This window comes from Cryobacterium sp. Y82 (genome assembly GCF_002929495.1).
Lineage (GTDB): Bacteria > Actinomycetota > Actinomycetes > Actinomycetales > Microbacteriaceae > Cryobacterium > Cryobacterium serini.
The window spans coordinates 104,254-130,167 of sequence record NZ_PJJJ01000031.1 but is presented as its reverse complement, the minus strand read 5'-3'; the positions used below and the strand labels follow the sequence as shown (position 1 = coordinate 130,167).

Genomic DNA, 25,914 nt, shown 5'->3' with positions numbered 1-25,914 from the left:
GCCGCGGTCGATAGAACATAATGCTGGCCCATGGATGGGCCGGCGTAAGTAGTCCCAGTCATGGAGGAACTCAAATGGGCATGCAAGTCAACACCAACGTTGCGGCGAATAACGCGTACCGCAACCTGGCAACTACTCAGAACGATCTGTCGAAGTCGCTGGAAAAGCTCTCCAGCGGTCTTCGCATCAACCGTGCAGCGGATGACGCGGCCGGCCTGGCAATCTCTGAAGGTCTGAAGTCGCAGGTTGGTGGCCTCACGGTTGCCGCTCGTAACGCTCAGGACGCGGTCAGTGTTATTCAGACCGCTGAAGGTTCGCTGAATGAGGTGCAGTCGATTCTGCAGCGTGTTCGCGACCTCGCCGTTCAGGCCGGTAACGACTCAAACAATGACGAGTCCCGTGCAGCGATCAAGACCGAGGTCGATGCACTGAGCAAGGAGCTCACTCGTATCAGCGAATCGACCAACTTCAACGGCACCCAGCTTCTCGACGGCACGGAGCCGTCCTTGAGCTTTCAGGTCGGGGCCAACGGCGAGTCCAGCAGCCAGATCAAGGTCAACCTCGCCAACGCCAACGTCAAGACTGTCGCCGGCGCGATCGGCGGAGTCTCCACGACGACTGCTGTCACTACCGTCACTGATGGCGCGGTCCAGCTCAGCGGGGTGATCTTCAACGCCGCGACGGTCAGTGGCGACGTCAATATCTTTCAGAAGGGGGGACTTGACTTTACGGTCAACTTCGGAACGGGTGAAACCAACACCACTGTTCTCGGCAAACTGCAGGCGGCAGCCGGAACAAATTTCACGATCACGGCAGACGCCACTGATGCGAGCAAGTACATCATTGAGTCCAAGGCTACTAGCCTCACGGACAAGGTTGCGAACGAGATCACAGTCTCTGCAACAAGCGCTGGGCCGGTTGCGGCATCCGGGATCGCTATCAATGCCAAAACCGTCTCCGGCCTCCTAACCCTGACGCAGGCAAATGGGGGGTCTCCAATCACCTTCTCGTACGACTTCTCGACGGCAGACGCTTCGCGAACGGATGAAGGCATCGCCTCGCTGCTTTCGACGTCAAATGCGAACTTCAGCGTTACGGCGAGTGGAACAACGGGCGAGTTCTACATTGAGTCGAAGGCAACCGGGCTCACTAGCACCACGAGCAACGCCATCACGGCTTCAGGGTTCACCACCGGACCGATGTCGACGTCGGGTAACACGTACGCCTACGCATCTGGAGCCCAACTCACGTTCGCGCAGAACGGAGGTGCAACCACAGGCGCCGTCACGATGGGCGCTGCGTACACCACCGCCGCACTAGCCAGTGATGACTTGAACGCTAATGCGACTTTCAACACGAAATTCTTGGCGAGCGTCGTAGGTGGCAACCTGACGATCACGTCGCTCAGTACAACGCTAACTAACGATTCGACGAACGGCATTACCGTGAACGGAACGGGCGTCACGGGGACGGGTACGTCCACGTCGCAGAAGGCATTTTCCTCCTCGGGAACCGCGATAAGTACTGACGGACCCGAGGTTGCCGCCACTGGCGTCACCGATGGATTAGACACCTACGCACAGGTGTCAACGACGAACAATGTCGTTACCACCATTGGTGCGCTGGACTTCTCCAGCGCCGCGAAGGCTGCCCTGGCGATCATCGAGATCGACGATCAGATTTCGGCAGTGTCCACCGCTCGCGCTGAGTTGGGTGCGGACCAGAACCGGTTCGAGAGTGTCATCAAGAACCTGGCCGTCTCCAAGGAGAACCTCACCGCTGCTGGTTCGCGTATTCGCGACACCGACATGGCTGAAGAGATGGTCAAGTACACCCGTGCGAACATTCTGTCGCAGGCTGGTACCGCCATGCTCGCGCAGGCCAACCAGAGCAACTCGGGCGTTCTGCAGCTGCTCCAGTAACAGCAGCGATCGCGTCAGAACCTGATGCATGATCGGCGGCATCCGCTCGTAGTCACTACGAACGGATGCCGCCTCTTTTTAACACGCGATCGCCGCGAGTTTCTAACCCGAGCCCGGTTGCTGTCGATAGCTATAAGTGCTGGCCCATGGATGGGCCGGAGAATTCAGTCCCAGTCACGGAGGATCCACCATGGGCATGCAAGTCAATACCAACGTCGCGGCCAACAACGCGTACCGCAACCTGGCCACCACGCAGAACGATCTGTCGAAGTCGCTTGAGAAGCTGTCGAGTGGTCTTCGGATCAACCGTGCAGCGGATGACGCGGCCGGCCTCGCAATCTCGGAGGGCCTGAAGTCGCAGGTCGGTGGCCTCACGGTTGCCGCTCGTAACGCTCAGGACGCCGTGAGTGTTATTCAGACCGCTGAAGGTTCGCTGAATGAGGTGCAGTCGATTCTGCAGCGTGTTCGTGACCTCGCCGTTCAGGCCGGTAACGACTCGAACAACAAAGAGTCACGTGGAGCGATCAAGACCGAGGTCGCAGCGCTGACCAAGGAACTCACTCGCATCAGCGAGTCGACGAACTTCAACGGCACCCAGCTGCTCGACGGCTCCGAAGCGAACCTGAGCTTCCAGGTCGGCGCGAACGGCGATGCCAGCAGCCAGATCAAGGTCGACCTGTCGAAGGCCGATGTCTCGGACGTCACCAAGGCCATTGGTGCCGGAAACCTGGGGAAGTCATACGCGACACCAACTACCAGTGACGCAGCCTTGACCTTCACCTCGGGCGGACTCACCACTTCGACCACCGCATCGACAACTGATTTCTTGTCGACGGGTGGTACCGCTGCTGACGCAGCGAAGGTGTTGAACGCGGATGCCGCGTTCAACAAGGTCTACACGGCAGGTGTTGATGAATTTGACCAACTGAGCGTGCGCGCCAACAACGGGGACGCCATCACCGCCGCGACCGGTGTAACCGCCGGCACCAGCACGAGCACAATCGGTGGTCTGGACTTCTCCTCGGCCGAGGGTGCCGCTGCGGCGATCACCGCCCTGGATCGCCAGATCTCCGGTATCTCCACTGCTCGTGCCTCGCTGGGTGCTGACCAGAACCGGTTCGAGAGTGTCATCAAGAACCTGGCCGTGTCGAAGGAGAACCTCACCGCTGCTGGTTCGCGTATTCGCGACACCGACATGGCTGAAGAGATGGTCAAGTACACCCGTGCGAACATTCTCTCGCAGGCCGGTACCGCCATGCTCGCGCAGGCCAACCAGTCCAACTCGGGCGTTCTGCAGCTGCTCCAGTAACACCAGCACAACCCAGATCGCAGGTTGATCTGACCGGGTGGCAGGTGCGGGACCAAACCCGCAGCTGCCACCCCAGCACCACCCCCGGTTCGACAACCAGAAAGGGAACCCCATGTCACTCGCTGTCGATGGGCTTATCAGTGGTCTGGACACCACGTCACTGATCAACTCCCTCATGGAACTCGAGGCCGGGCCGCAAACGCTGCTCAAGGCCAAGGTCACCACCTCTAATACTTTTGTCACCGCACTGCAGGGGCTGAACGCCTCCATTGCCAGTCTCGCAACTCTGGCGACGAAGAACACCGTCGCCAATGCGCTCGACCTCTACTCGGCGACGAGCAGTAACTCGAGCATGAGCACCACCGTCTCCACCGGCGCCAGCACCGGCTCCCTCGACGTTGTCGTCGGCGCTCTCGCCCAGGCGAAGTCCGGCGTGACAGCCGCCATGACGGAGTTCAGCGGTACCGCGTTCACCGTCGTGGGCAGTGACGGCACGGCCATCGACATTCAAGCCGCCTCTATCTCACTCGACGACGTCGCGAGTGCCATCAACGCCTCGAGCGCCGGCATCACGGCCACCAAGGTGGCCTCGGGCACCAACGCAGCCGGCGATAAGCAATACCGCCTGCAGCTGGTCGCCGACGACACCGGCCTCAGCGGAAGCTTCGAGCTGTACCAGGGCACGAGCGACGACGTGACCGCGGGAACCGCCACCAACATTCTTGAAGCCACCGGCGCCGCCGTGATCACCCAAGCGCAAGACGCACAGGTGACGCTGTGGGCCGGAACCGGCGCCGCGCAGAGCATCACCTCCTCGACCAACACCTTCGCGGACCTGCTGCCCGGCGTAGCTGTGACGGTGTCGAAGGTCTCCACCGATCCGGTCACCATCACGGTCGCCCGCGACAACGCGGCGGTCAGTGACCTCGCCAAGAATCTCGTCGGCTCGCTGAACACTGTGTTCGCACTGATCTCGACCAAGTCGGCCGTGGTCAACAGCACCGACACGAGCGGCAACGCCGTGGTCTCGGCCGGGGTGTTCAGCGGCAACAGCACCGTGCGCGACGTGAAGCAGTTGATTCTCGACGCTGCGTCATACCCGGTCGACGGCCGCTCGCCGAGCGAGATCGGCATCAGCATCACCAAAAACGGCACCATGGAATTCGACGCCGGCAAGTTTGCGGCCGCCATGAAGGCCGACCCGGATCACGTCGAAAAGGTGCTGGCCGAGATCTCTTCCCGTGTCGCCGCCGCGGCCACGAGCGCGTCCGACAAGTACGACGGCATGATCACCGGCAAAATCACCGGCCAGGAGAGTCTGGTCAAGAGCCTCGGCACCCAGATCGATAACTGGGATCTGCGCCTCATTTCGCGCCGGTCGACCCTGGAACGCACCTATGCCTCTCTCGAGGTTCAGCTCAGCAACATGAACGCCCAATCCGCCTGGCTCACCGCCCAGGTTGACGGTCTCAACAGCGCGAACGGAAAATGATGACTATGACAATGGGAACCAACGCCCAGCGTTCGCGTTACAACCGCGACGCGGTTCTCTCGGCAACCCCGGTTCGTCTGCTCACCATGCTCTACGACCGCCTGCTGCTCGACCTGAACCGGGCCGAAGCGGCCCAGCAACGCCAGGACTGGCAGATCGCGTCAGACAACCTGATTCACGCCCAGGCCATCGTGTCGGAGCTGAGTACCTCGCTCAACGTCGACGCCTGGGACGGCGGCGAGGGGCTGTTCTCGCTCTATACCTATGTCTCGACCGCCATGGTCAGCGCCAACACCCACCGCGACCCGGCCCGCACCCACGAGTGCATCTCGCTGCTCGAACCGCTGCGGCTCACCTGGCATGAGGCGGCCGAGTTGCTGCCGGCCGCGCCGGTGCCGATCGTGCGCCTGAGTGGTGAGCTCGGCATTGGCTAGTCTGGCCGTCTGGGAGGCCGCGCTCGACGACCTCGAGAATCGGCTGGATGCTGCGGCGCGGTCGATGGGAGGCTCGACCAGCGATGGTGTCGCGGCCGTAGGGGAGTGGACGGTGCCGACGGGGCTCGGAAATATTCCGCCGGAACTGGCCGCACGAGTGCAGGACCTGCTGCGCAACCAGCAGAAGCTCATCGGGGAACTGGAGCACGCGCGCAACCTCACCCTCAAACACCTCACGGCGGTTCGGTCGGTGCCTCCAGAGCGTGACGCGCGGGCATCCGTTTATCTGGATGTGAACGGTTGACCCCCGTTCGAGGGTAGTAAAACACTGGCAACACGCCGTAGCGCAACAAAATTTCGGAATGTTGATACGAACTGCTTACGCAACTGTCGGGGTGACCGATAGCAAGGAGTGAGCACGGATTGCTCACCACCGGGCCACGGATTGGCCGTCTTGTCTTTTGTCGACGAAGCGGGTAATCATGCTTGATTCCGTGACCTCCCTGGCCCTCACGAGCGCCCTGGACGGCCTCGCGCTACGCCAGCGCACCATCGCGAACAACATCGCCAATATCAACACCCCCGATTACCACGCCAAGGTCGTCTCGTTCGAGAACGCACTGGCCAAATCGGTCGCTGACGGCAACGGCGTTTCGGCCGCGACGACGGAGCGTTCGCTCGACCCGACGCTGCTCAACGGCAACAACGTGAACCTCGACACCGAGACCCTCGCCAACATCGACGCGCTGCTGCGTTACCAGTTCGCCGCCAAGGCGGTCGAAGGCCCGGTCTCGTCGATTCGCGCCGCGATGAAGACCGCCTGATGGTCGACGCCATCGGCATCGCCGGCAGCGGCATGACGCTGCACCGCAAGTGGCTCGACGCCATCGCCGACAACCTCGCCAATGCCAACACCGTGACCGCCACAACGGATGCCGCCTTTCAGGAACGCTACATTCTCGCGCAGGAAGGCCCCGGTAACGTCGGCGCCAGCGCTACCGCGGCATTCGGTGGCGCCGAGGGAACCCTGGTCTACGAGCCGGAGCATCCGCTGGCCGATGCCGATGGTTACGTGCGCTACCCCGACATCGACATGGCCGAGCAGATGGGCCACCTCATCATGGCCCAGCGTGGCTACCAGGCCAATGCCGCCGTCGTCGACCGGGCCAAAACTGCCTATGAAGCAGCACTACAGATCGGACGTGGCTGATGCCACTTGGCGCTATCAACGCGACCACCGCCCTCTCCGGGGTCATGGGAACCTCGGCAACGACCGCCACGCAGCGCACCGACGGCTCGGGCTTCGGCGCCGCTCTCTCGGGTGCCGTTGACAACCTGCAACAGTTGCAGGGCACCTCCAACACTCTCGCCATTCAGGCCGTCACCGGTGACCTGGGTGACATTCACACCGCCACCATCGCGTCCACCCGCGCCCAGGTGACCATGGAACTCGTCGCCGCCGTGCGTAATAAAGGTGTCGACGCGTTCAACGAGATCATGAGGATGCAAGCCTGATGCCCCGGCAAGTCACCAGCGCCTTCAAGCGCTTCGGAAACGCGATTCGCGAGTTCACCATTGCCCAGCGTACGGTCGCCATCATCGGCGTCGCCGTGCTTATACTCGGCATCGCCGCACTCAGCATGTGGATCACCAAGCCGGCTTTCACGCCCCTGTTCTCCGGCCTCAGCGGCGAAGACGCCAACAGCATCGTCGAACAATTGCGCACCGACGGAGTCGAATACGAGCTCGCCGACGGCGGCGCCACGATTCTGGTGCCGGAAGCGAGCGTCTACGACGAGCGCATCAAGTCGGCCTCGGCTGGCCTGCCTACTTCCAGCACCGGCGGGTATTCCCTGCTCGACACCATGGGCGTGACCTCGAGCGAGTTTCAGCAGTCGGTCACCTATAAGCGAGCGCTCGAGGGCGAACTGGCCAAGACTATTGGTGCCCTCGACGGAGTCAAAATGGCCTCCGTGCAGCTCGCTATCCCCGAAGACAGCGTGTTCGTGTCGCAGAAGAACGACCCCACGGCATCCGTTTTCGTGGAAACCCAAAACGGTGTTTCGCTCTCCAACGACCAGGTTCAAGCGATCGTGCACCTGACCAGCGCTTCGATCGACGGTATGACGGCCGCCGACGTGGCCGTGGTCGACTCGAGCGGTGCGGTGCTCTCTGCCGTCGGCGTCGGGGCCACAGGAGGAGCCGACCAGCAGGCCTCCGACTATGAGACTCGCGTGCGCAGCGCCGTGCAGGCCATGCTCGACAAGGTCGTCGGTGCCGGTAACGCCACCGTCGTCGTCGCCGCTGATATGAGCTACGAATCGGCCGAACGGGTCGAAGAGTCCTTCACCGCTCCGATCGAGACCCCCGCCCTCAACGAATCCGTCGACACCGAGACCTACTCGGGTACCGGAGGCAGTGCCGCCGGCGTGCTCGGCTCCGACACGGCGGCCGTGGCCGATGGTGCCACCGACGGCACGTTCTCGAGCGAGTCGACCACCCGCAACAACGCCGTGAACAAGGTCACCGAGAGCCGCACCATTCCGGCCGGAGCCATCACCCGTCAGACGGTCTCCGTGGCCGTCGATGCCGATGCCGCAGCCAACCTCAACGTGGCCGACATCACCTCGCTCGTCACCTCGGCTGCCGGAATCGACGCCGTGCGCGGCGATGCCGTGACCGTCGAGGTCGTGGCCTTCGACACCACGGGGGCCGCCGCTGCCGCCGCAGCGCTCAAGGCAGCAGCGGATGCCGCGGCCGCTGCACAGCTCACCGAGATTCTGCGGGTGTCGGTGATCACCGTGGGAATCGTCGTCACCCTCGTGGTCAGCCTTATTCTCTACGCACGCCGGTCACGTCGCCAGAGCCGGGAATCGGTCGAGATCGGCGATCTCACCGCAATGCAGAATGCGCTCGGAGAGGCCACTGTCCCGCTCTCCGTGACGTCGTCGGCCGGCTCCCTGTTCCTCGACAATCCGACCGACAGCCCCACCAAGATAATTCCGACCGTCAAGTTCGTGCCGACCGACACCGACCTTCGCCGTGCCGAGATCGATTCCCTGGCGCAGTCCGACCCGCGCAGCACGGCCGAGTTCCTGCGTGGCCTCATGGATGACCGGCAACGCGCATGAACGAGCCAGGCGCAGCGCTGACCGGCACCCAAAAAGTTGCCGTCGTACTCATGAACATGGATCGCCAGCGCGCAACCGAGGTCATGAAGCAGTTCAGCGATATCGAAGCTGAAGTCATCGCCGGCGAAATCGTGCAGCTGCGCAACGTCGACCCGGCCGTCGCCGAGTCCACGCTCAACGAATTCCACGAGATCACCCTGAAGGGTCGCCGGCTCTCCCGTGGGGGGCACGAATTCGCCGTCGGCCTGCTCGAAGCGTCCTTTGGCGCCGAGCGCGCAGCCGGTGTCATGAACCGGGTCGCCACCTCGATGGCCGGCAAGGCCTTTGAGTTTCTAGATCCCTCCGAGCCCGGCGATGTGCTCAACCTGCTCGACGGTGAAATGCCCCAGACCATCGCGCTGGTGTTGGCGCACCTGCGGCGCGACCAGGCATCCGCTATTTTGGCCGGAATGGACCCTGGCCTGCGCACCGACGTGGCCCAGTGCATCGCGACCATGTCGAGCGCGACGCCCGAAGCCATTCGTGTCGTCACCGACACGCTCAAGTTGCGCACCGGCAAGATCGTCGCGCGCGAGAGGATCGAGGTGGTCGGGGGCGTGCAGCCGCTCGTCGACATCATCAACCGAGCGGATGCCGCCACGGAGCGTGCACTTCTGGAAGGGCTCGAGGAACGCGACCCGGCCTTGGCCGAAGAGATTCGTTCTCGCATGCTCACCTTTGCCGACATCGTCAAGCTGGAGAGCAGGGACGTGCAGCAGGTTCTGCGCGGCATCGACACGACCGTGCTCGCTATGGCCATGAAGGGCACGTCCGATGCCGTCGCCGAGGTCATTCGCGCCAACCTCTCTGAGCGCAACCGCGACGTACTCGACGACGAAACCAAGAGCCTCGGACCGGTGCGGATGCGTCAGGTTGAAGACGCCCGTGCCGAAATCGTGCGCGCTATTCGCGATATGGAAGCGCAGGGCAGCATCACGGTGCAGCGCGGTGCCGAGGACGAATATGTCAACTGACACCGGGTTCGGCCTGATGGCTTTTCCGCGGCTGCGCGACGAGGAACAAGACCGCGTCGACGAGCAGTCGCGCGCCGAGGGCCACGCCGCCGGCTACACCGAGGGGCTACGGCTGGCGGCCGCGGACGTCGCCAGGCGCGCCGACGAGATCAACGCCGAGCACGCCGAGAACGAACGCTTCGGTGAAGCGCGGGTCGACCACGCGGTGCGTTTGCTCGCTGCCGCCGCCCGTGCCCTCAATGAACGAAGCATTCCGCTCATCCAGCAGGCGGAAGCCACGCTTGTCAACACGTCTCTGCAACTGGCCGAAGCCATTCTCGGCTGTGAACTTAGCCATACCGAACCGTCGGCCCGCCGCGCTCTCGAACGCGCCCTGCACCAGCCAGACCAGCTCGATCGCAGCGAGGTGCACAGCATCCGCCTGCATCCGGAGGACCTCGTGGTGCTGGGGGCGCAGACGCGAGCGCTGGAGAGCATCCGTTTTGTTGGGGATTCCCGGCTCAAGCGGGGTGACGCCATCGCCGAGTTCAGCGACGGCTTTCTCGACGCGCGTATTAGCACGGCGTTCGCGCGCGCAAAAGCAGCCCTCGCCGAGGTCGAAGCATGATCACCGCCTGGCGCCCGCGCCCCGCGCAGCTCGTGCAGGCACTCGAAGCCGGTCGCCCGGAGCGGGTCGGTATCGTGTCCTCCATTGTTGGTCTGGGCGTGGAGGTGCGCGGCTTGCGCTCGGCAATCGGTGACATTGTCACGCTCGGCGCCCGACCGGGCCAGGCAGGCATCGAGGCTGAAGTCGTCGCCACCACTCAGACGGGAATCCGATGCATGCCGCTCGGCCGCATTACCGGGTTGCAGGCCGGTGCGCGCGTGCGATCGGCCGGCTCGCCGCTCCTCGTGCCCACCGGTCGCGGCCTGTTCGGACGCGTCATCGACGGCTTGGGACGCCCAATTGACGGCAAGGGCCCGCTCGATTCCGACGGCTTCGTCTCCCTGGAACATGACAGCCCCTCGGCCATGCACCGTGCGCGCATCACGACCCCGCTGCACCTCGGCGTGCGGGTGCTCGACACGCTCACGACGGTTGGCCGCGGCCAGCGAATGGGCCTGTTTGCCGGCTCCGGCGTTGGAAAGTCGTCCCTGCTGTCTATGATCGCCCGCGGAACGGATGCCCAGGTCTCGGTCATCGCACTGGTGGGGGAGCGTGGGCGTGAGGTTCGCGAGTTTCTTGAGGACGACCTCGGCCCGGAAGGCCTGGCCCGCTCCATAGTCGTCGTGTCGACCTCCGACGAACCCGCGATGATGCGCTTGCGCGCTGCGTTCACCGCGACCCGCATCGCGGAATCGTTTCGCGATCAGGGCTCCGACGTCATGCTCATGATGGACTCGCTCACCCGGGTCGCTATGGCCCAGCGCGAAATCGGCCTCTCGGTCGGTGAACCGCCGGCTACCCGTGGCTACCCGCCCTCGACGTTCTCGGTGCTTGCTCGACTGCTCGAACGCGCCGGAACCGGTGAAACCGCCTCGATCACCGGAATTTACACCGTGCTCGTCGACGGTGATGACCACAACGAACCGATCGCAGATGCGGCGCGGTCCATACTTGATGGTCACGTCGTGCTCGACCGTAAGCTCGCAATCACCGGCCATTTTCCGTCGGTCGATGTACTCGCCTCCATTTCTCGCGTTGCCGCGCGGGTGAACAGTGCGGAACGAAACGCGATCGCGACGACGCTGCGCACGGTGATGGCGGCCCGTCAGGGCGCGCAGGACCTGCTCGACGTCGGAGCCTACCGGGTCGGCACCAACCCGCTGGTCGATGCGGCAGTTGAGAATGACTTGGCCATCAAAGCCTTTCTCCAGCAGCGGATGAACGACCAGACTCCCAGCGAGCAGGCCTGGGCCCAGCTCACCCGACTGACTCGTGCGTTCGGGGCCATGGCATGAGCCGCCTCTTTCCCCTCGCCGGATTGCTGCGATTGCGCAGGCTGCAGCAGGACCAGGCTGCCCTCGACCTCGCCGAAGCGAACGCCCGGGTGGCGGCGAGCGAGGCCCGCCATGGGCGCGCCCGCACCGCGCTCGGTGCCCTGGGCAATTCCCCGCAAACCATCGCCGCTCTCAACGCCATGGCAGCGGCGCGATCGTCGTCGCGCAGCATGCTGGCCGAGCTCGAAGCCGTTGGCCGCAACTACCAGGAGAGCCTGGACTCCGCCCAGATTACGTACAACGCGGCCAGGGCCGAGTCGGTCGCGCTTGAAAAACTGCACGAACGGCACGCTGCCGCCCTGCTGGCGGCAGACCAGCACGCGGAACAGACCGTGCTCGACGAAATTGCCGGGGCACGCTGGCATCGCTCACATACCGCCACGAGCGACACCGCCACGATGACCGAGCAGGAGACACCATGACGATGATCGCGGCCATGGGGCGAATCAGCCAGATCCAGGCCACTCTGCAGCAGCTCTCCGGCGTGTCTGCAGACCGGGTAACGACAACGGCCGCAGCGGCGACGACCGCTGCGGCGTCCGTCTCGGCTGGGAGCTTCGCAGCGACCCTGGCAGCGGCGCTCGGCACCGCCGGCACGACCGCACCCAGCGCGACCGGGTCGGGCGCGGGCGCGACCGGCACCGACGTGGTCGCCTCCGCGGAGAAATACCTTGGGGTGCCCTACGTGTTCGGTGGTGAAGATTCCAGCGGAATGGACTGCTCCGGACTCGTGCAGACCGTCTACGCCGATATCGGAATAGAACTGCCGCGACTCGTGTCGGGGCAGATGAAGATGGGAACCGAGGTCGCTTCCCTCGCCGAAGCCCAGCCTGGCGACCTCATCGTCACCGGCGGTGGCGACCACATTCTTATCTACGCCGGCGATAACAAGGTCATTCATGCGCCGTATCCGGGCCGTACCGTTTGCCTGCGAGAGGCATATATGACGGATGCCGACATCACCACCATCCGCCGGATCATTCCGACCGACACCGCTGTCACGGGCGCCGGCTCTGCCGACAGGCTCAACGCCGCTTTTGCCGCTTTCGCCCAGCAGAACTCAATAGTTACGGGAAGCGCACTATGAGTCTCACCCTCGGTCAATTTCGGACAGCTGCAGCGCCGCCCGCGCCCTCTGCTCCCCGCGAGACAAAGTCGATTTCGCCGGGTGCCGACACCTTCGGGGCCATCATGGATGACACCCTTGCGGCGGACCTTGACGCTTCTTCGGCTCCGGTGTCGACGGAGCCGAAGGGGGACCAGGAGGGGGATTTTGCAGCTGGGGCGACGTTGTCGGTGTCCCCAACACGCCTTGATTCCGTCACAGCGGATGCCGCCATTCCGGTGGTCCCCATGCTGTTCTCGGCGACTCTGACGCTGGCCAACGGCGGCGGGGCGGCCCCAAGCGTGATGTCCACGGCAACAGTCGCGGTCGACGGTATGCCTCATTCGGGCACCTCGGCTTCGGGGACTGGCTGGAGCATAATCGATACGGCGGCACCTCTCACATCGGCCGCTGCGGGCCTGGCTGCAAGTGCCGGCACCCTGGGAGCGGCGGCCGGTTCGGCGGCGTCGAATATCCCAGCCGCCGTGTCAACGATCCCCGCACCATCGACTCCCGGCGCCGCAGTGAGCACCACCGCTGCTGCATTACCCAGAGGCAGTGCCGACGCCGCAGGGCCGACCGCCACGGCGTTCGCCTCCGTCGTCACGGCAGCCGCTCCGAGCGCTTCCGGTAAAGCGGCGGCGACAGCGGTCGGCGCCACCGCCTCGGCAGCAGCCACTTCTGATGCCGCAGGGGCTGCCACCGTGTTGCCGGTCCCGGCCGCGTCAGCATCCGCCGGAGCTGCGACATCGGTCGGTGCCCCTGGCCTTCCCGGTGCAGCACAGGCTGGTGCAGCTCAGGCCGGTGCAGCACAGGCCGGTGCGGCACAGACCGGTGCGGCACAGAACGCCGCGTTAGAGCGCACGGGAGCGGCTGGCTCCGCGCTGCCGGACTCCGTGCGGCTGACCGGGCGAGGCGCCGGCACCGAAGCCGTCACCCCCTCGTCACCCGCCGCACCCACTTCGGTTCCCCTCGCGGTGTCGACCCCAACGGCCACCGTGGTGGCTGCACCCGCTTCGGCTACTGCCCTGCCGCTCGCCGCGCAGATCATGAAGCCGCTGTTCTCGCTCGCCACCGCGGCTCCCGGCGAGCATGTATTGACCATCAGCGTGTCGCCCGACAATCTGGGACCGGTCACCGTGCGGGCGCACGTGACGGGGGAGGGCATTCGGGTGGAGCTGTTCGCTCCTACCGACCTGGCCCGAGAGGCCCTGCGTGTGATTTTGCCCGACCTGCGGCGTGACCTCGCCGGTTCCGGGCTGAGCGCCCAGCTCGACCTGTCATCCGATAGCCAGGCCGGCAATCCCAGTGCTACCCGCCAGCCCCGCTCCGAGGTTGACGGACGCAATCCCGACGCTCGTAGACCGGACAATCGAGCACCGGACACTCCCCAGGAGCAGCGACCACCCCAATTCGGATCCACCCACACCATCGACGTACTGGCTTAGAAGGAGAAAAATCGTGACAATCGACGCCGTGGCGGCCACTGCCGCCGCTCCGACCGGAATGTACTCGTCCACGACCACGACGCGCACCCCCAACCAGTCCATGGACTCGGAGGTGTTCATGTCGTTGCTGGTGACGCAGTTGCAAAACCAGGATCCCAGCGCCCCGATGGATACCAACGAGATGATCGCCCAGACCACCCAGCTCGCCATGATGGAAAAGCTCACCGAAATGGCCACGGCCAGTGGGGAGGGCTTCTCCCTGCAGATGCGCACCTCGGCGGCAGCCCTGGTAGGGGAGACGGTCACCTATACCGACCCCGACGGCGCCGAAGTCACGGGGCTCGTTTCGTCGGTTTCGTTCGCCGGCCCCGTGCCTACGGTTACCGTCAACGGTGAACCGGTGGCCCTTGATGTTATTTCCGGCGTGACCAGCGCCCGTGCCGAAGACACCGAAGACGCCGCGGAGGCGACGACTGCGGCCTGATCCGCGGCTTGTCCTCGACCCATCAACAGCACCGCATAATTCTTTTCTGAAAGGCAGCATCCCATGCTTCGTTCTCTCTACTCCGGTATCTCTGGCCTTCGTTCGCACCAGACCATGCTCGACGTGACCGGTAACAACATCGCCAACGTGAATACGACGGCATTCAAGGCGTCCGCCGCTCAGTTTCAAGACACCTTGTCGCAGCTGACCGAGGCCGCTGGCGGCGCCACGGCCACTACCGGTGGTACCAACCCGGCCCAGGTCGGCCTCGGTGTGCAGGTAGCGGGAATCTCCACGAACTTCGCCCAGGGGTCCTCGCAGGCGACCGGCAAGACCACCGACTTCATGATCAACGGCGACGGCTTCTTCGTCACGTCGCTCGGCGGAGAAACCCTCTACACCCGGGCCGGTTCTTTCAACTTCGATTCGGCTGGGCGACTAGTCTCGCCCGACGGCGCGATCGTGCAGGGCTGGGGCGCAACCAACGGAGTCGTCAACGCTGGCGGAGCCACCGGAAACATGACCCTGCCGGTTGGCGCGATCGTGCCGGCTTCCGCTTCGACCGCCGCGACCTTCAGCGGCAACCTGCCGTCGGATACGGCAGAAAACACCACACTCGCGCCGCGCACCATCGATGTATACGACGAGCTGGGAGTAGCCCGCACGGTGTCACTGACTTTCACTCGTACCGCCACCGGCTGGACCGTATCCGATCCGAAGAATCCCTCGACGACACCGCTTCAACTCACCGCCGAGACCGACGCCAATGGACCAACGGGCAAGTTCACAACCGTCGCCGGCGCCAACTTCACGTTCGACGGTATTCTCATGAACTTTGACGATGTCAGGGGCTTCGCCGAACTCGACACCGTTGCCGGCGACACCGACGATGGCAGCGAGGCCGGCACCCTCAACTCCTACACGCTCGGCGCTGACGGAACCCTCGTTGGCCTGTTCAGCAATGGCCAGCAACAGGCCATCGGTCGCATCGCCCTCGCCACCTTCGTCAACCCGGGCGGGCTCGAAAAGGCCGGTTCCTCCGCGTACCGCGCCACCTTCAACTCCGGCGGCGCCGAACTCGGAACCGCCGGCACCGGCAGCCTCGGCTCGCTGACCAGCGGAGCGCTCGAAATGTCCAACGTCGATTTGTCGCAGGAATTCACCAACCTGATCGTCGCCCAGCGCGGCTTCCAGGCCAACGCTCGAATCATCACCACCTCAGACGAGGTTCTGCAGGAGCTGACCAACCTGAAGCGGTAATCGCTCGATCCTGAAGTTCTCTGGCCCCGCACCTGTCGGGGCCAGAGGCGTCTTTGTACGCAAGCGGCCGACGAACTGGCTAGCCGCGCCAGCTAACATGAGCGGCGCGGCGGCCGACAGTACACCATGACGCCTCCCTCGAGTCGTTCGAGACAGGATGAGCACATGATCGTACTTACGCGGCTGAATGACAGTCACTTTGCGATTAACCCGGACCTGATCGAGCGCATCCACGCGAACCCCGATACAACCCTGGTCATGGTCGACGGCGCCAACTTCATCGTCACCGAATCTATGGAAGACGTAATCGAGAAAATCGCCAGCTACCGTGCCCACGTCATCGCACTAGCATACGACCCGAGCGCCGGGGACCTGCCACGAGGCCCCAGGAAGCTCTAGTGGATCCCGCAACTCTGATCGGCCTCGTACTCGCCTTCGGTGCCCTCGTTGCCATGATCACCCTCGAACATTCCTCTGTCATGTCCATCCTTCTGCCGGCGCCCATGATTTTGGTCTTCGGTGCGACCATTGCGGTCGGCCTCGCGGGCGGCACGATCAAAGACTTCACGTCTGCCTTCAAGGCACTCCCCGGAGCGTTCCTCGGCAAGACCACGCCGCCGCAGTCCGTTATCGACCAGGTCGTTGGACTGGCCGAAACCGCCCGCAGTTCCGGCCTGCTCGCGCTCGACCAGGAGGCCGACAACGTCAAGGATCCGTTTCTGCGCGGCGCCCTGCAGAACATCGCCGACGGGACCGACGGAGATGAACTGAGGATGCTCCTCGAGGACGAGATCGCGACAGAGGCTCGGTCGAATCGGAATGCCGCCAAATTCTTCACCGGCCTCGGTGGGTATGCCCCGACGGTTGGCATCATCGGCACGGTCGTATCGTTGACCCACGTTCTTGAGAACCTGGACACGCCCGCGACACTGGGACCGATGATCGCGGCCGCCTTCGTCGCGACACTCTGGGGCCTGCTCTCGGCCAACTTCATCTGGCTACCGCTCGGCTCGCGCCTGCGCCGCCTGGCCGACCTCGAGGCCGACCGCATGACTCTCGTTATGGAAGGCGCCCTGGCCGTGCAGGCCGGCAGTCAGCCACGCCTCCTCGGGGAACGCCTGCGCGCCATGGTTCCCGCTGAGCTGCTGCCGAAAGTCGGTGCCAAGGGCAAGGACGGCGCTGCGGATACCGCCGGTGCAGCCGCCAAGTCCAAGACCAAGACCAGCGGCAAGGGTAAGGGGAAGGACAAAGACCTTCCCGAAGCGGCATGAGCGTGCGGGCCAGGCGCCGCAAAATGGTTGACGACGAGGACGTTCACCCCGATGAACGGTGGATGGCCTCGTACATGGACATGGTCACCGTGCTGATGTGTATGTTCATCGTGCTGTTCGCCATGTCGACCGTCGACCAGGACAAGTACGAGCAGCTGGCCAACTCCCTGGCCACCGGTTTTGGAGCGGTGGATGCGGGCAAGGTCGACACCGCTGAGGGAGTCGTCGTTCCGGCTGACCTCGTCGACAACAAGGGCGAATCACCCACGGAAGTCACCCACTCAGCCGATGCTCTCGACCCGGCCGACGCGACCGCCCAGGCACTGGCAAACGCCGAAGCAGCCACGCAGGAGGTCGTGAAGCTGAATCAGCTCGAGACTGCCGTCACCGCTAGCCTGACTGAAGCCGGGGTCGCCGACCTCGTGGAATTTCACATCACCGACCGTGGCTTGACCCTGGGGCTGGTCGGGAGTGAAACATTCTTCGCACCGGACAGCGCCCAGCTCACTGCGGCTGCGATCACGGTGCTCGATGCCGCAGCGCCGGCCCTCGTGGCCACCGCGCAGAAAATTTCGGTTGAAGGGCACGCCGACAAACACGGTCAATCCGCCACTTTCCCTACCGACTGGGAATTGTCGGCGAGCCGAGCTACCCAGGTGTTGCGTCGCATCGTGGAGCAGGGTGGCGTCGCCGGAGACCTGATATCCGCCGTCGCTTTTGGATCGGCCCAGCCGGCGAACACCGGATCCACACTCGCGGACATGGCACAGAACCGCCGAGTCGATATCGTGCTGCTGTCAAACCAGCCGGACAGCGTGCGGGCACTCATTCCCGGCTTGGCCGCCGAGAACTGACCGTAAACCGACGCGGGGCATCCGCTAGCAGAGATCTCTTACTTTTCGGCCGGGCCGGTCGATAGTCCCAACGTGACAGTCCAGGATCAGGTCGGCAACAGTGCGCTCGCTAAAGCGGTAAGAAGCATTGAGCTGTACGACTTTCGGCGGCCCACCACCCTGGCGCGTGAACACGCCCGCGTTTTGGAACTGGCCTTTGAGACTTTTGCGCGGCAGTGGGGCACCCAGCTGACCGCACGCGTACGCGTGCTCTGCACGGTGACCTGCGAGCAGGTGCTCATGGCCACCTACGACGAGTACGCGGGATCGCTGCCGCCGAAAACCGCCATGGTGCTGTGCACGGTCGCCGGCCTGGAAGCCCGAGCAGTTATTCAGTTTCCGACCACGTCGGCCCTCACCTGGGTGAACCATATGCTCGGCGGCAACAGCAGCATCCCGGTGCTGGCTGAACGCAACTTCACCCAGATCGAGCTGGCCCTGATTCGCAAGCTCATTTCGGAAAGCCTCGAAGACCTGCGCTATTCCTTCGGGCCGTTGATCGTTGATGAAATGGGCGTCGAAGCCATTCAGTACAACTCGCAGTTCGCGCAGGCGGCGGCAACCGGCGACCTGATGGTGGTCGCGACCTTCGCGATTCGAGTGGAAAAGGTCACCGCCACGGCAACGGTGGCGATTCCCGCTGCGGCCCTGATGCCGCAACTCGGCGAAGCGAACCCCACGAGCACCATGTCGAACGCTGCGGAACTTCTGCAGGCCCAGATCGCGGCCGTACCGGTTGACGTATCGCTTCGACTCGAGACCGCCCACGTACTGCCCAGTCGCATTCTGTCGCTGGCGGTCGGCGATGTTCTGCACGTTCCGCATCCCCAGCATCGTCCGCTCAATCTGACCGTTGACGGCCAGTCGCTGGCCCGCGCGGCCGTCGGAGTCAACGGTTCCCGGCTGGCCTGCATCGTCACTGATACCGAGGAAACAGCCCAATGATTTCTACCCGATCTATTCCTGAAGTTGCCGTCGACGCGCTCATTCGCGTGTTGCCTACGACGGTACCGTTACAAGCACTGCCACACCTCGGCAGCGCCGAATTAACATCGCGCATTGGTTCGGCCGTGGTGGCCTCGTTTGTGGGTACGACTTCCGCGGACCTGGCCGTTGTGCTCACCGACTCTGCGTCACTCGACGCCGCTGCAGGGGCGAACTCGCAGCTCGTCTCCAGCCAGGACGTTCTGCGTCCCGCCCTGGAGAGCGCCTCCGGAGTGCTCGGAATCGGCGTGCTCGGCGATTCCCGGGTCGAAGACGCCTCCGCATTGTTCGCCGCGGAAGAGACTGAGGTTTTTGAACTGAGCGCGGGCGGGGTCGTGACCGGTTGGTTTGGCATTCGGCTGCGTCAGAACGGAGTTGTCGGCGGGCCGGGATCGATGCCAGAGCGCACAGCTCTGGGCAACCTCGGGCGCATCAGCAACGTCGAAATGTCGTTGACGGTTGAAATCGGGCGCACCCGTATGTCCGTGCGTGACGTCTTGTCGCTCAAACCGGGTGCTGTCATCGAGCTGGATCGCTCGGCGGGAGCCCCGGCCGATATTCTCCTGAACGGTCGACTGATTGCCCACGGCGAAATCGTCGTCGTCGACCAGGACTACGCCGTGCGCATTACCCAAATTCTCGATGTAGCGGATGGCCTGTCGTAAGTGGACACCCTCATTGTTGCGGTGCGAGTCGCCCTGTCACTGGGCGTGGTTCTCGCACTGCTCTGGTACCTGCAGCGACGCCTGTCGCGCGGGGCGCGCGCATTGGGTATCGCCAACCCGGTGACCGTCGTCGGCCGTCAGCCCATCGGGCAGAAGGCATCCGTTGTCGTCGTCGAGGTCGACGGAACGCGCCTCGTTCTCGGCGTCACCGAGCAGGCCGTGACCGTGCTGCACGAGAAATCCCTTGTGCCCACGACAACGTCGACCCTCGACGCCGCCATTTCGGTGCTGGGCGGGTCGCAATCGGCACCAGCGACGGCGTTCGCCCGATCCCTGGCCGCAGCTGAAGCGGATGACGCGGCTCGCGTAGCGCCGCCCGTCCCCTCTGCTCCGCTAGTCGGGTCGATCCTGTCGCCGTCGACGTGGCGCCAGACCGCCGCACTCCTTCGGCAGGGCCGGTGAATACCCCGCCGTATCGGTTCACTTCCCGGGCCTTTTCCGCGCGCATCGGCCTGTTCATCGTTCTGATCGTGTTGACCACGACGGTGCTGCTCTGGCTGGGAGCTACGGCCGGCCACGCCATGCCGATCGACCCGACGCCTCCGACCGATCCGACCGATCCGACTGACCCCGGTGGTGGCGGCCTCACTGTGGACATCAATGGTCCTAACGGTGCGCCCTCATCGGCGATCGTCACCCTGCTGGGCATTACCCTACTGTCGGTCGCACCGGCGCTGCTGCTGATGATGACGAGCTTTACCAAGATCTTCGTGGTGCTCGCCATGACCCGCAACGCCCTCGCGCTCCCGTCGATCCCGCCCAACCAGGTGCTCGCCGGACTGGCCCTTTTTCTGTCCCTCTTCATCATGGCGCCCGTGCTCACCGACATTAACAACATCGCGTTGCAGCCGTACCTCGACGGTTCACTGAACTTCACCGACGCGCTAAATCTGGGTTCGGAGCCGCTGCGCCAATTCATGCTCGCCAACACGCGCGGCGAGGACCTGGCCCTGATGACCCGGGCTGCCGATCAACCCAACCCAGACAATCCCGATGACGTCACCCTGCTGACACTCATTCCCGCGTTCATGATCTCGGAACTGCGCGCCGCCTTCATCATCGGGTTTGTCATCTTCATCCCATTCCTAGTGATCGATATCGTCGTCTCCGCGGCGTTGATGTCGATGGGCATGATGATGTTGCCGCCGGTCATGATCTCGCTGCCGTTCAAGATTCTTCTGTTCGTGCTCGTCGACGGCTGGGGACTCATCATCACGAGCCTCATCGGCAGTTATCAGATGGCCACATGAACACCAATGCGGTACTCGACATTGGCCTGCAGGCGCTCATTCTCGCGGCCAAACTGTCGGCCCCCGTGCTCATCACCGCTCTCGTGGTGGGCTTCTCCATCTCGCTGCTGCAATCGATCACCCAGATTCAGGAAGTCACGCTGTCGTTTGTACCCAAGGCCGTGGCCGTTGCCTTGGCCCTGCTGATTTGCGGCCACTGGATGATCGCCGAATCGATCGCATTCACCAACCAGATGTTCGAAAAGATCCCCTCGCTGCTCGGCGGAGGCTGACGTGGAGTTCACCCTCAATTTCGCCTGGATCGAAGCGGTCATGCTCGCCAGTGTGCGCATGGTCGCCTTTCTGGTCATCGCGCCGCCGTTCTCGTATCGCGCAATCCCCGCACGGATCAAAGCCATGCTTGCCATCGGACTGGCCCTGGCCGTGTCGCCGCGGGTCACCGCCGACTACGTGTCCCAAGACACCGCCGGCTTCGTCGGCGCCCTGATTCTGGAAATTCTGGTCGGTGCCACCCTGGGCTTTCTGGTCTTCCTGGTCTTCGCTGCCGTGCAATCGGCCGGTGGTCTTATCGACATGTTCAGCGGGTTCCAGATGGCGCAGGGCTTCGACCCCCAGTCCATGATCAACGGTGCCCAGTTCACCCGCCTGTTTCACATGACCGCCCTCGCGCTGATGTTCGCCTCTGGCGCCTACCAACTCGTGCTCGGCGGCCTGTTTCGCAGCTACACCGCCATCCCGCTCGGCTCTGGCCTGGACCTGGCGGCTCCGGCGCAGGCCATAATCGCGGGCACGACCCAGATGTTCCTCGCCGCCGTGCAGATCGCCGGCCCCCTGCTTGTCGTGCTGTTTTTAGCGGATGCCGGCCTCGGCCTCCTCACCCGGGTCGCCCCCGCGCTCAACGCGTTCGCCCTCGGTTTTCCGCTGAAGATTCTCATCACGCTGATGCTCGCTGGGACGGTCTTCATGGCCCTGCCGCGCATCGTGTCCTCACTCACCGGGCAAGCCCTCGATGCCCTCATGGGGGTGAGGTAATTGTCCGAAACTGATTCCGGTGAAAAGACCGAACCGGCCACCCAAAAACGCATGAAGCGGGTGCGCGAAAAGGGTGAACTGTCTAAATCGCAGGATGTCACGGCCTGGGTCGGCGTTGGCGCCGCCGGCCTCATGCTGCCAGCCACTATCGCAGCGGCCAGTGCGGCGGGTACCGACCAGATGTATCTGATCGGTACCCTGGCCAGCGCTCCGGACCCGAGCGTGGCGGTCGAAGCCCTCGGCAACGGGTTGGCGTCGCTCACCGATATCCTGACTCCGTTTTTTGTCGTGGTGCTCGTGGTCGTGCTGGGCGGTGCTGCGTTGCAGGGCGGTATCCACTTCAAGAAATTCACCGGAAAATACGAGCAGTTCAACCTCGTCACCGGTATGAAACGCGTATTCGGCACCCAGGCGCTATGGGAGGGCGTCAAGGTGCTCGCCAAGACGGCCGCCGTCGGAATCGTACTCTGGTGGGTGATTCAGGGACTGATGCCGGTGTTGCTGACTGCGGGGGGGCTGCCGGTATCGGAATTACTCAGTGCCGCCAGCAGCGGTACGGCCGGACTGCTGCAGGCAGCCGTTGCGGCCGGCCTCGTGCTTGCCGTCGCCGACATCTTCGTCATCATGAAACGCAACCGCAAGAAAACCATGATGACGAAGAAGGAGGTCACCGACGAGAACAAGGCCGCAGAGGGTGACCCGATGATCAAATCGCAGCGCCGCTCCCGCCAGCTGCTGATGAGTCGCAATCGCATGATCGCCTCGGTCGCCGATGCCAACGTCGTGCTGGTCAACCCCACGCACGTGGCCGTGGCCCTCAAATACGAGCCGGGCAAATCCGCGCCGCGCGTGGTGGCCAAGGGTATCGGTCACGTGGCCGCCCGCATCCGCGTGCAGGCCGAGACCGACCAGGTGCCGATCGTGCAGGATGTCCCACTCGCCCGGGCGCTGCACGCGGCGTGCGAAATCGGCGAAGAGATTCCCACGGAACTGTATAGCGCCGTTGCCAGGGTGCTCGCCTTCGTAATGGCCCTGCAGAAACGGGGAAGCACGGCGGGAACCCACACCATGAGCGCGCTGGCGACCGCGCCATCATCAACACCCACATCAACACTGCAGACTGCCGGAGGCCGTTCGTGAATCGCAATCTCATCAAGCTCGCTGTTCCGGTTGGTGTGGTCGGCATCATCCTGCTGTTGGTCGTGCCCATTCCAGCCGGCCTGCTCGACGTCCTGATCATTCTGAACATCATGCTGGGTCTGGTCACCCTGCTCACCACGATGTTCGTGAAGAAACCGCTCGACTTCTCGGTTTTTCCATCGCTTCTTCTGGTCGCGACCTTGTTTCGCCTCGGCCTCAATGTGGCCTCCACTCGCCTGGTACTCGGCGAAGGTTATGCTGGCCAGGTCATCGAGGCTTTCGGGCACGTCGCCGTTGGCGGCTCGATCATCATCGGCGCGGTCATCTTCATGATTCTCGTCGTCATCCAGTTCGTCGTCGTCACCAAGGGCGCCGAGCGTGTAGCCGAGGTCGGGGCCCGATTTACCCTCGACGCCATGCCCGGCAAGCAGATGGCCATCGACGCCGACCTCAACGCTGGCCTGATCACCGACACCGAGGCCAAGGACCGTCGTGCCGAGGTATCGGCCGAAGCCGATTTCTATGGCGCCATGGACGGTGCGTCCAAGTTCGTCAAGGGCGACGCGATCGCCGGACTGATAATTATCATCATCAACCTGATCGGCGGCATCGCCATGGGCATGCTGCAGCGCGGACTGGAGCTCGGCGAGGCGGTCAATACCTACGCGCTGCTAACCATCGGCGACGGCCTCGTCACCCAGGTTCCGGCCCTACTCATGGCCGTCTCCACCGGTATGATCGTGACCCGCTCGAATGCGGAGACCGACATCGGTTCGACTGCATCCGCTCAGCTGATGCAGTCGCGCAATGCGCTGACCATTGCCGGGGCGGCCGCTGTGCTGATGGCGCTCATTCCGGGCATGCCGGTGCTGCCGTTCCTCATCGTCGGCATGGCGCTGATGCTGATCGCCCAACGCATCAAGGCCGGCGAGGTCACCAAACAGGCGAGTATCGCGGCCACCACCGCCTCGGAGAAAAGCGTTCCCAAAACCGACACGACCGAAGACCTGATCGAGCAGATGCGCGTGCATGCGCTGGAGATCATGCTCTCGCCCGACCTCGTCGACCTCGTCTCCGGTGCCTCTGACGATCTGTTGGCCCGGGTACGCGGTCTCCGTCGTAAAATCGCGATGGATCTCGGTGTGGTCGTGCCGCCGGTGCGCACCCGGGACAGCGTCGATCTGCCACCAGCGACCTACGTCATTCGCATTGCCGGCGTCGAGTACGGGCGTGGCCTGGCCCCAGCCGGCAAGGTGCTGGCCCTCGGCGACACCCTCGACACCCTGCCAGGACAGGTCACGATCGAACCGGTGTTCGGCCTGGCCGGAAAATGGGTGCCGAGCGAGATGCGGCACAGCGCCGAGATGACCGGAGCCACCGTGATCGATCGGGTCTCGGTCGTGGTCACCCACCTCTCCTCGATCATCACCACCAACGCCGCCCGGCTGCTCACCCGGGAAGACGTGCGGGTGCTGACGGATGGCGTCAAACAGGTCAATCCATCGGCCGTCGACGACCTCATTCCGGGCTTGCTCTCCCTCGCCGAGGTTCAGCGGGTGCTGCAGGGGCTGCTGGTCGAGCAAATTCCGATCAATGACCTGCCGCGCATCTACGAGGCACTTTCCCTGCGCGCTAAGGCTTCCAACGATGCCGAGGGCCTCGTCGAAGCCGCTCGCCTGGCTCTCGGTCCGGCACTGACAGCGCAGTATCTCGACGGCACGCTGCTGCGCGTGATCATGATCGACCCCACCCTCGAACAATCCATGCTCGAGGGCCTGCGCCCCTCAGATCAGGGAACGCAGATTCTGATGGATCCGACGCGCCTGGAGAACGTACTCGCCTCGGTACGCACCTCGGTGGCCAAGGTCGAGGCGAGCGGTCAGACCGCGGTACTGGTGTGTGCACCGGCGCTTCGACCGGCTATCCGTCGCCTTATTTCGACGCAGACCGGTGGCCTGCCGGTATTGTCGTACCAGGAAGTAACATCGGCGAACGTGACCATTGAGACTGTGGGTGTGGTGCGTGGAGCCGAAACGATTTCTGCTTGAGGGTCCAACACTGCGGGAGTTGAAGGAACGCGCCGTCGCCGAGCACGGCGCCAATGCCACCATCATCGCCGCGGAGCGGGTCACCGTCGGCGGCATCCGCGGCTTCTTCGCGCGCCAGTACTATGAGATCACGGTCGAGGTCAAGGAACCGGAACAGCGCAAGAAATCGGCGCACACCGGCCTTGATATTTCGGCCCGGCTGGGCATAGCGGCGCTGCTCGACGACGCCGACGAGACCGAATTAAGGATGCACCCCACTCAGGTGTCGCCGCAGCTGTCGACCGCGTCCGACACGTTCGCCAGGCTCATGGACGAACTCACCTTTGCCACCGGCCGCGGTGCTGTTGCGGCTGTGGAACCTGAGCCGGTCAGGGGAGCACGAGGAGCTCCGACTGCGGCATCCGCTTCGGCACCTGCCCCTACACCCGTTGCACCAGCGCCGACACTTACGCGCCCGCCGGTACCGACCCCGCTTACGAGGCCGGGGGACCTGGTCTTGATCATTGGACTGGAGGACGACCCCCTCACGATCGCGCGCCTGATGCTGCGCGTGGCCGGTGCGGGCGACCTTCGCACCTCCGGCACGCTGCCGCAGGACGGCACAGAGCGGGTCTATGACCGGCGCGGTGCCATGCTGGCCAGGGCCCAGGGCGTGGAGATCGGCCACAGCACGTTCATCGCCTACGGGCTCGAACCCGCCTCTGACGCGCTTGCGCGTGCGGCAGCGCTCACCGAGATCGGTGCGGACCAGGTCTGGGTGGTCGTTGACGCGAGTCGAAAAGCAGAGGACACCATCCGCTGGGTCAACATGGTGCTCACCAGCGTTCAGGTGCACGCGGTCGCTGCGCTCGGCCGGCAGTTCACGACCTCACCGGCCACTGTCGACGACCTGGGCCTGCCGGTGGAGTGGATGGACGGGCGGGCGGCCGCGGCGCCGACTGGCCGTCGCGCGGCCGCGCCGCATTCCCGACCAGGCGAGCGCGAACGGTAGGC

29 protein-coding genes and 1 pseudogene are annotated in these 25,914 nt (G+C 64.0%); all 30 read left to right on the top strand.

The annotated features are described in order from the left end of the window. Positions 1-74: 74 nt before the first annotated feature. Positions 75-534, top strand: a pseudogene (locus CXY70_RS18015) (flagellin); the annotation flags it as partial. A 665-nt stretch (positions 535-1,199) separates the two neighbouring features. Beyond that, positions 1,200-1,922 carry a flagellin gene (locus CXY70_RS18655; RefSeq protein WP_369852298.1) on the top strand — a complete coding sequence of 241 codons (723 nt, stop codon included), beginning with the start codon at positions 1,200-1,202 and terminating at the stop codon, positions 1,920-1,922. Positions 1,923-2,118: 196 nt separating this feature from the next. Beyond that, entirely contained in the window at positions 2,119-3,231 is a 1,113-nt protein-coding gene (locus CXY70_RS08530; protein WP_369852266.1) for a flagellin, read from the top strand. Between the two features lie 112 nt (positions 3,232-3,343). Beyond that, entirely contained in the window at positions 3,344-4,723 is a 1,380-nt protein-coding gene (fliD, locus tag CXY70_RS08525) for a flagellar filament capping protein FliD (RefSeq protein WP_104191937.1), read from the top strand. A gap of 5 nt (positions 4,724-4,728) precedes the next feature. Then, positions 4,729-5,157: a flagellar export chaperone FliS gene (fliS, locus tag CXY70_RS08520; protein ID WP_104191936.1), complete on the top strand. Its 429-nt coding sequence runs from the start codon at positions 4,729-4,731 to the stop codon at positions 5,155-5,157. Beyond that, a complete protein-coding gene (locus CXY70_RS08515; RefSeq protein WP_146066096.1) occupies positions 5,150-5,461 on the top strand; it encodes a hypothetical protein in 312 nt (103 codons plus the stop codon). Before fliS ends, CXY70_RS08515 begins: the two co-directional genes overlap by 8 nt. 178 nt (positions 5,462-5,639) lie before the next feature. Then, positions 5,640-5,981, top strand: coding sequence for a flagellar basal body protein (locus CXY70_RS08510; RefSeq protein WP_092110173.1), 342 nt, complete (start codon positions 5,640-5,642; stop codon positions 5,979-5,981). Then, a complete protein-coding gene (locus CXY70_RS08505; protein WP_104191934.1) occupies positions 5,978-6,367 on the top strand; it encodes a flagellar basal body rod protein FlgC in 390 nt (129 codons plus the stop codon). The genes CXY70_RS08510 and CXY70_RS08505 overlap by 4 nt, the downstream gene beginning before the upstream one ends. Continuing rightward, positions 6,367-6,672, top strand: a complete 306-nt coding sequence (fliE, locus tag CXY70_RS08500) for a flagellar hook-basal body complex protein FliE (protein WP_104191933.1) — start codon at positions 6,367-6,369, stop codon at positions 6,670-6,672. Before CXY70_RS08505 ends, fliE begins: the two co-directional genes overlap by 1 nt. After that, positions 6,672-8,288: a flagellar basal-body MS-ring/collar protein FliF gene (gene fliF, locus CXY70_RS08495; protein WP_104191932.1), complete on the top strand. Its 1,617-nt coding sequence runs from the start codon at positions 6,672-6,674 to the stop codon at positions 8,286-8,288. The genes fliE and fliF overlap by 1 nt, the downstream gene beginning before the upstream one ends. Then, positions 8,285-9,301: a flagellar motor switch protein FliG gene (gene fliG / locus CXY70_RS08490; RefSeq protein WP_104191931.1), complete on the top strand. Its 1,017-nt coding sequence runs from the start codon at positions 8,285-8,287 to the stop codon at positions 9,299-9,301. Before fliF ends, fliG begins: the two co-directional genes overlap by 4 nt. Then, a complete protein-coding gene (locus tag CXY70_RS08485) occupies positions 9,291-9,908 on the top strand; it encodes a FliH/SctL family protein (protein WP_104191930.1) in 618 nt (205 codons plus the stop codon). The genes fliG and CXY70_RS08485 overlap by 11 nt, the downstream gene beginning before the upstream one ends. Beyond that, positions 9,905-11,242: a FliI/YscN family ATPase gene (locus CXY70_RS08480; RefSeq protein ID WP_104191929.1), complete on the top strand. Its 1,338-nt coding sequence runs from the start codon at positions 9,905-9,907 to the stop codon at positions 11,240-11,242. Before CXY70_RS08485 ends, CXY70_RS08480 begins: the two co-directional genes overlap by 4 nt. Next, entirely contained in the window at positions 11,239-11,703 is a 465-nt protein-coding gene (locus CXY70_RS08475; RefSeq protein ID WP_104191928.1) for a flagellar FliJ family protein, read from the top strand. The genes CXY70_RS08480 and CXY70_RS08475 overlap by 4 nt, the downstream gene beginning before the upstream one ends. Next, entirely contained in the window at positions 11,700-12,368 is a 669-nt protein-coding gene (locus CXY70_RS08470) for a C40 family peptidase (protein WP_104191927.1), read from the top strand. The genes CXY70_RS08475 and CXY70_RS08470 overlap by 4 nt, the downstream gene beginning before the upstream one ends. A gap of 104 nt (positions 12,369-12,472) precedes the next feature. Then, positions 12,473-13,834: a flagellar hook-length control protein FliK gene (locus tag CXY70_RS08465; RefSeq protein WP_146066095.1), complete on the top strand. Its 1,362-nt coding sequence runs from the start codon at positions 12,473-12,475 to the stop codon at positions 13,832-13,834. A 13-nt stretch (positions 13,835-13,847) separates the two neighbouring features. Further along, the gene (locus CXY70_RS08460; protein WP_104191925.1) at positions 13,848-14,318 is read left to right on the top strand and encodes a flagellar hook capping FlgD N-terminal domain-containing protein; all 471 of its coding nucleotides are present in this window, start codon (positions 13,848-13,850) and stop codon (positions 14,316-14,318) included. A gap of 63 nt (positions 14,319-14,381) precedes the next feature. Further along, positions 14,382-15,578 carry a flagellar hook protein FlgE gene (locus CXY70_RS08455; RefSeq protein ID WP_104191924.1) on the top strand — a complete coding sequence of 399 codons (1,197 nt, stop codon included), beginning with the start codon at positions 14,382-14,384 and terminating at the stop codon, positions 15,576-15,578. A gap of 165 nt (positions 15,579-15,743) precedes the next feature. Continuing rightward, positions 15,744-15,977, top strand: a complete 234-nt coding sequence (locus CXY70_RS08450) for a flagellar FlbD family protein (RefSeq protein WP_104191923.1) — start codon at positions 15,744-15,746, stop codon at positions 15,975-15,977. Further along, positions 15,977-16,849, top strand: a complete 873-nt coding sequence (locus tag CXY70_RS08445; RefSeq protein WP_104191922.1) for a motility protein A — start codon at positions 15,977-15,979, stop codon at positions 16,847-16,849. Before CXY70_RS08450 ends, CXY70_RS08445 begins: the two co-directional genes overlap by 1 nt. 23 nt (positions 16,850-16,872) lie before the next feature. Then, positions 16,873-17,703: a flagellar motor protein MotB gene (locus CXY70_RS08440; protein WP_233205835.1), complete on the top strand. Its 831-nt coding sequence runs from the start codon at positions 16,873-16,875 to the stop codon at positions 17,701-17,703. A gap of 72 nt (positions 17,704-17,775) precedes the next feature. After that, positions 17,776-18,687 (top strand): flagellar motor switch protein FliM, encoded by a 912-nt coding sequence (locus CXY70_RS08435; RefSeq protein WP_199183403.1) that lies wholly within the window; start codon positions 17,776-17,778, stop codon positions 18,685-18,687. Then, the gene (gene fliN / locus CXY70_RS08430; protein ID WP_104191921.1) at positions 18,684-19,391 is read left to right on the top strand and encodes a flagellar motor switch protein FliN; all 708 of its coding nucleotides are present in this window, start codon (positions 18,684-18,686) and stop codon (positions 19,389-19,391) included. Before CXY70_RS08435 ends, fliN begins: the two co-directional genes overlap by 4 nt. Further along, positions 19,392-19,853 (top strand): flagellar biosynthetic protein FliO, encoded by a 462-nt coding sequence (fliO, locus tag CXY70_RS08425; RefSeq protein ID WP_104191920.1) that lies wholly within the window; start codon positions 19,392-19,394, stop codon positions 19,851-19,853. It abuts the gene before it with no gap. 68 nt (positions 19,854-19,921) lie between these two features. After that, positions 19,922-20,701: a flagellar type III secretion system pore protein FliP gene (gene fliP, locus CXY70_RS08420; RefSeq protein ID WP_369852296.1), complete on the top strand. Its 780-nt coding sequence runs from the start codon at positions 19,922-19,924 to the stop codon at positions 20,699-20,701. Continuing rightward, a complete protein-coding gene (gene fliQ / locus CXY70_RS08415) occupies positions 20,698-20,973 on the top strand; it encodes a flagellar biosynthesis protein FliQ (protein ID WP_104191919.1) in 276 nt (91 codons plus the stop codon). Before fliP ends, fliQ begins: the two co-directional genes overlap by 4 nt. 1 nt (position 20,974) lies before the next feature. Beyond that, a complete protein-coding gene (locus tag CXY70_RS08410; RefSeq protein WP_104191918.1) occupies positions 20,975-21,733 on the top strand; it encodes a flagellar biosynthetic protein FliR in 759 nt (252 codons plus the stop codon). Beyond that, positions 21,734-22,873: a flagellar biosynthesis protein FlhB gene (locus CXY70_RS08405; protein ID WP_104191917.1), complete on the top strand. Its 1,140-nt coding sequence runs from the start codon at positions 21,734-21,736 to the stop codon at positions 22,871-22,873. It abuts the gene before it with no gap. Continuing rightward, the gene (locus CXY70_RS08400; RefSeq protein WP_104191916.1) at positions 22,870-24,921 is read left to right on the top strand and encodes a flagellar biosynthesis protein FlhA; all 2,052 of its coding nucleotides are present in this window, start codon (positions 22,870-22,872) and stop codon (positions 24,919-24,921) included. The genes CXY70_RS08405 and CXY70_RS08400 overlap by 4 nt, the downstream gene beginning before the upstream one ends. Beyond that, positions 24,896-25,912 carry a hypothetical protein gene (locus CXY70_RS08395; protein ID WP_146066094.1) on the top strand — a complete coding sequence of 339 codons (1,017 nt, stop codon included), beginning with the start codon at positions 24,896-24,898 and terminating at the stop codon, positions 25,910-25,912. The genes CXY70_RS08400 and CXY70_RS08395 overlap by 26 nt, the downstream gene beginning before the upstream one ends. Positions 25,913-25,914 lie beyond the last annotated feature (2 nt).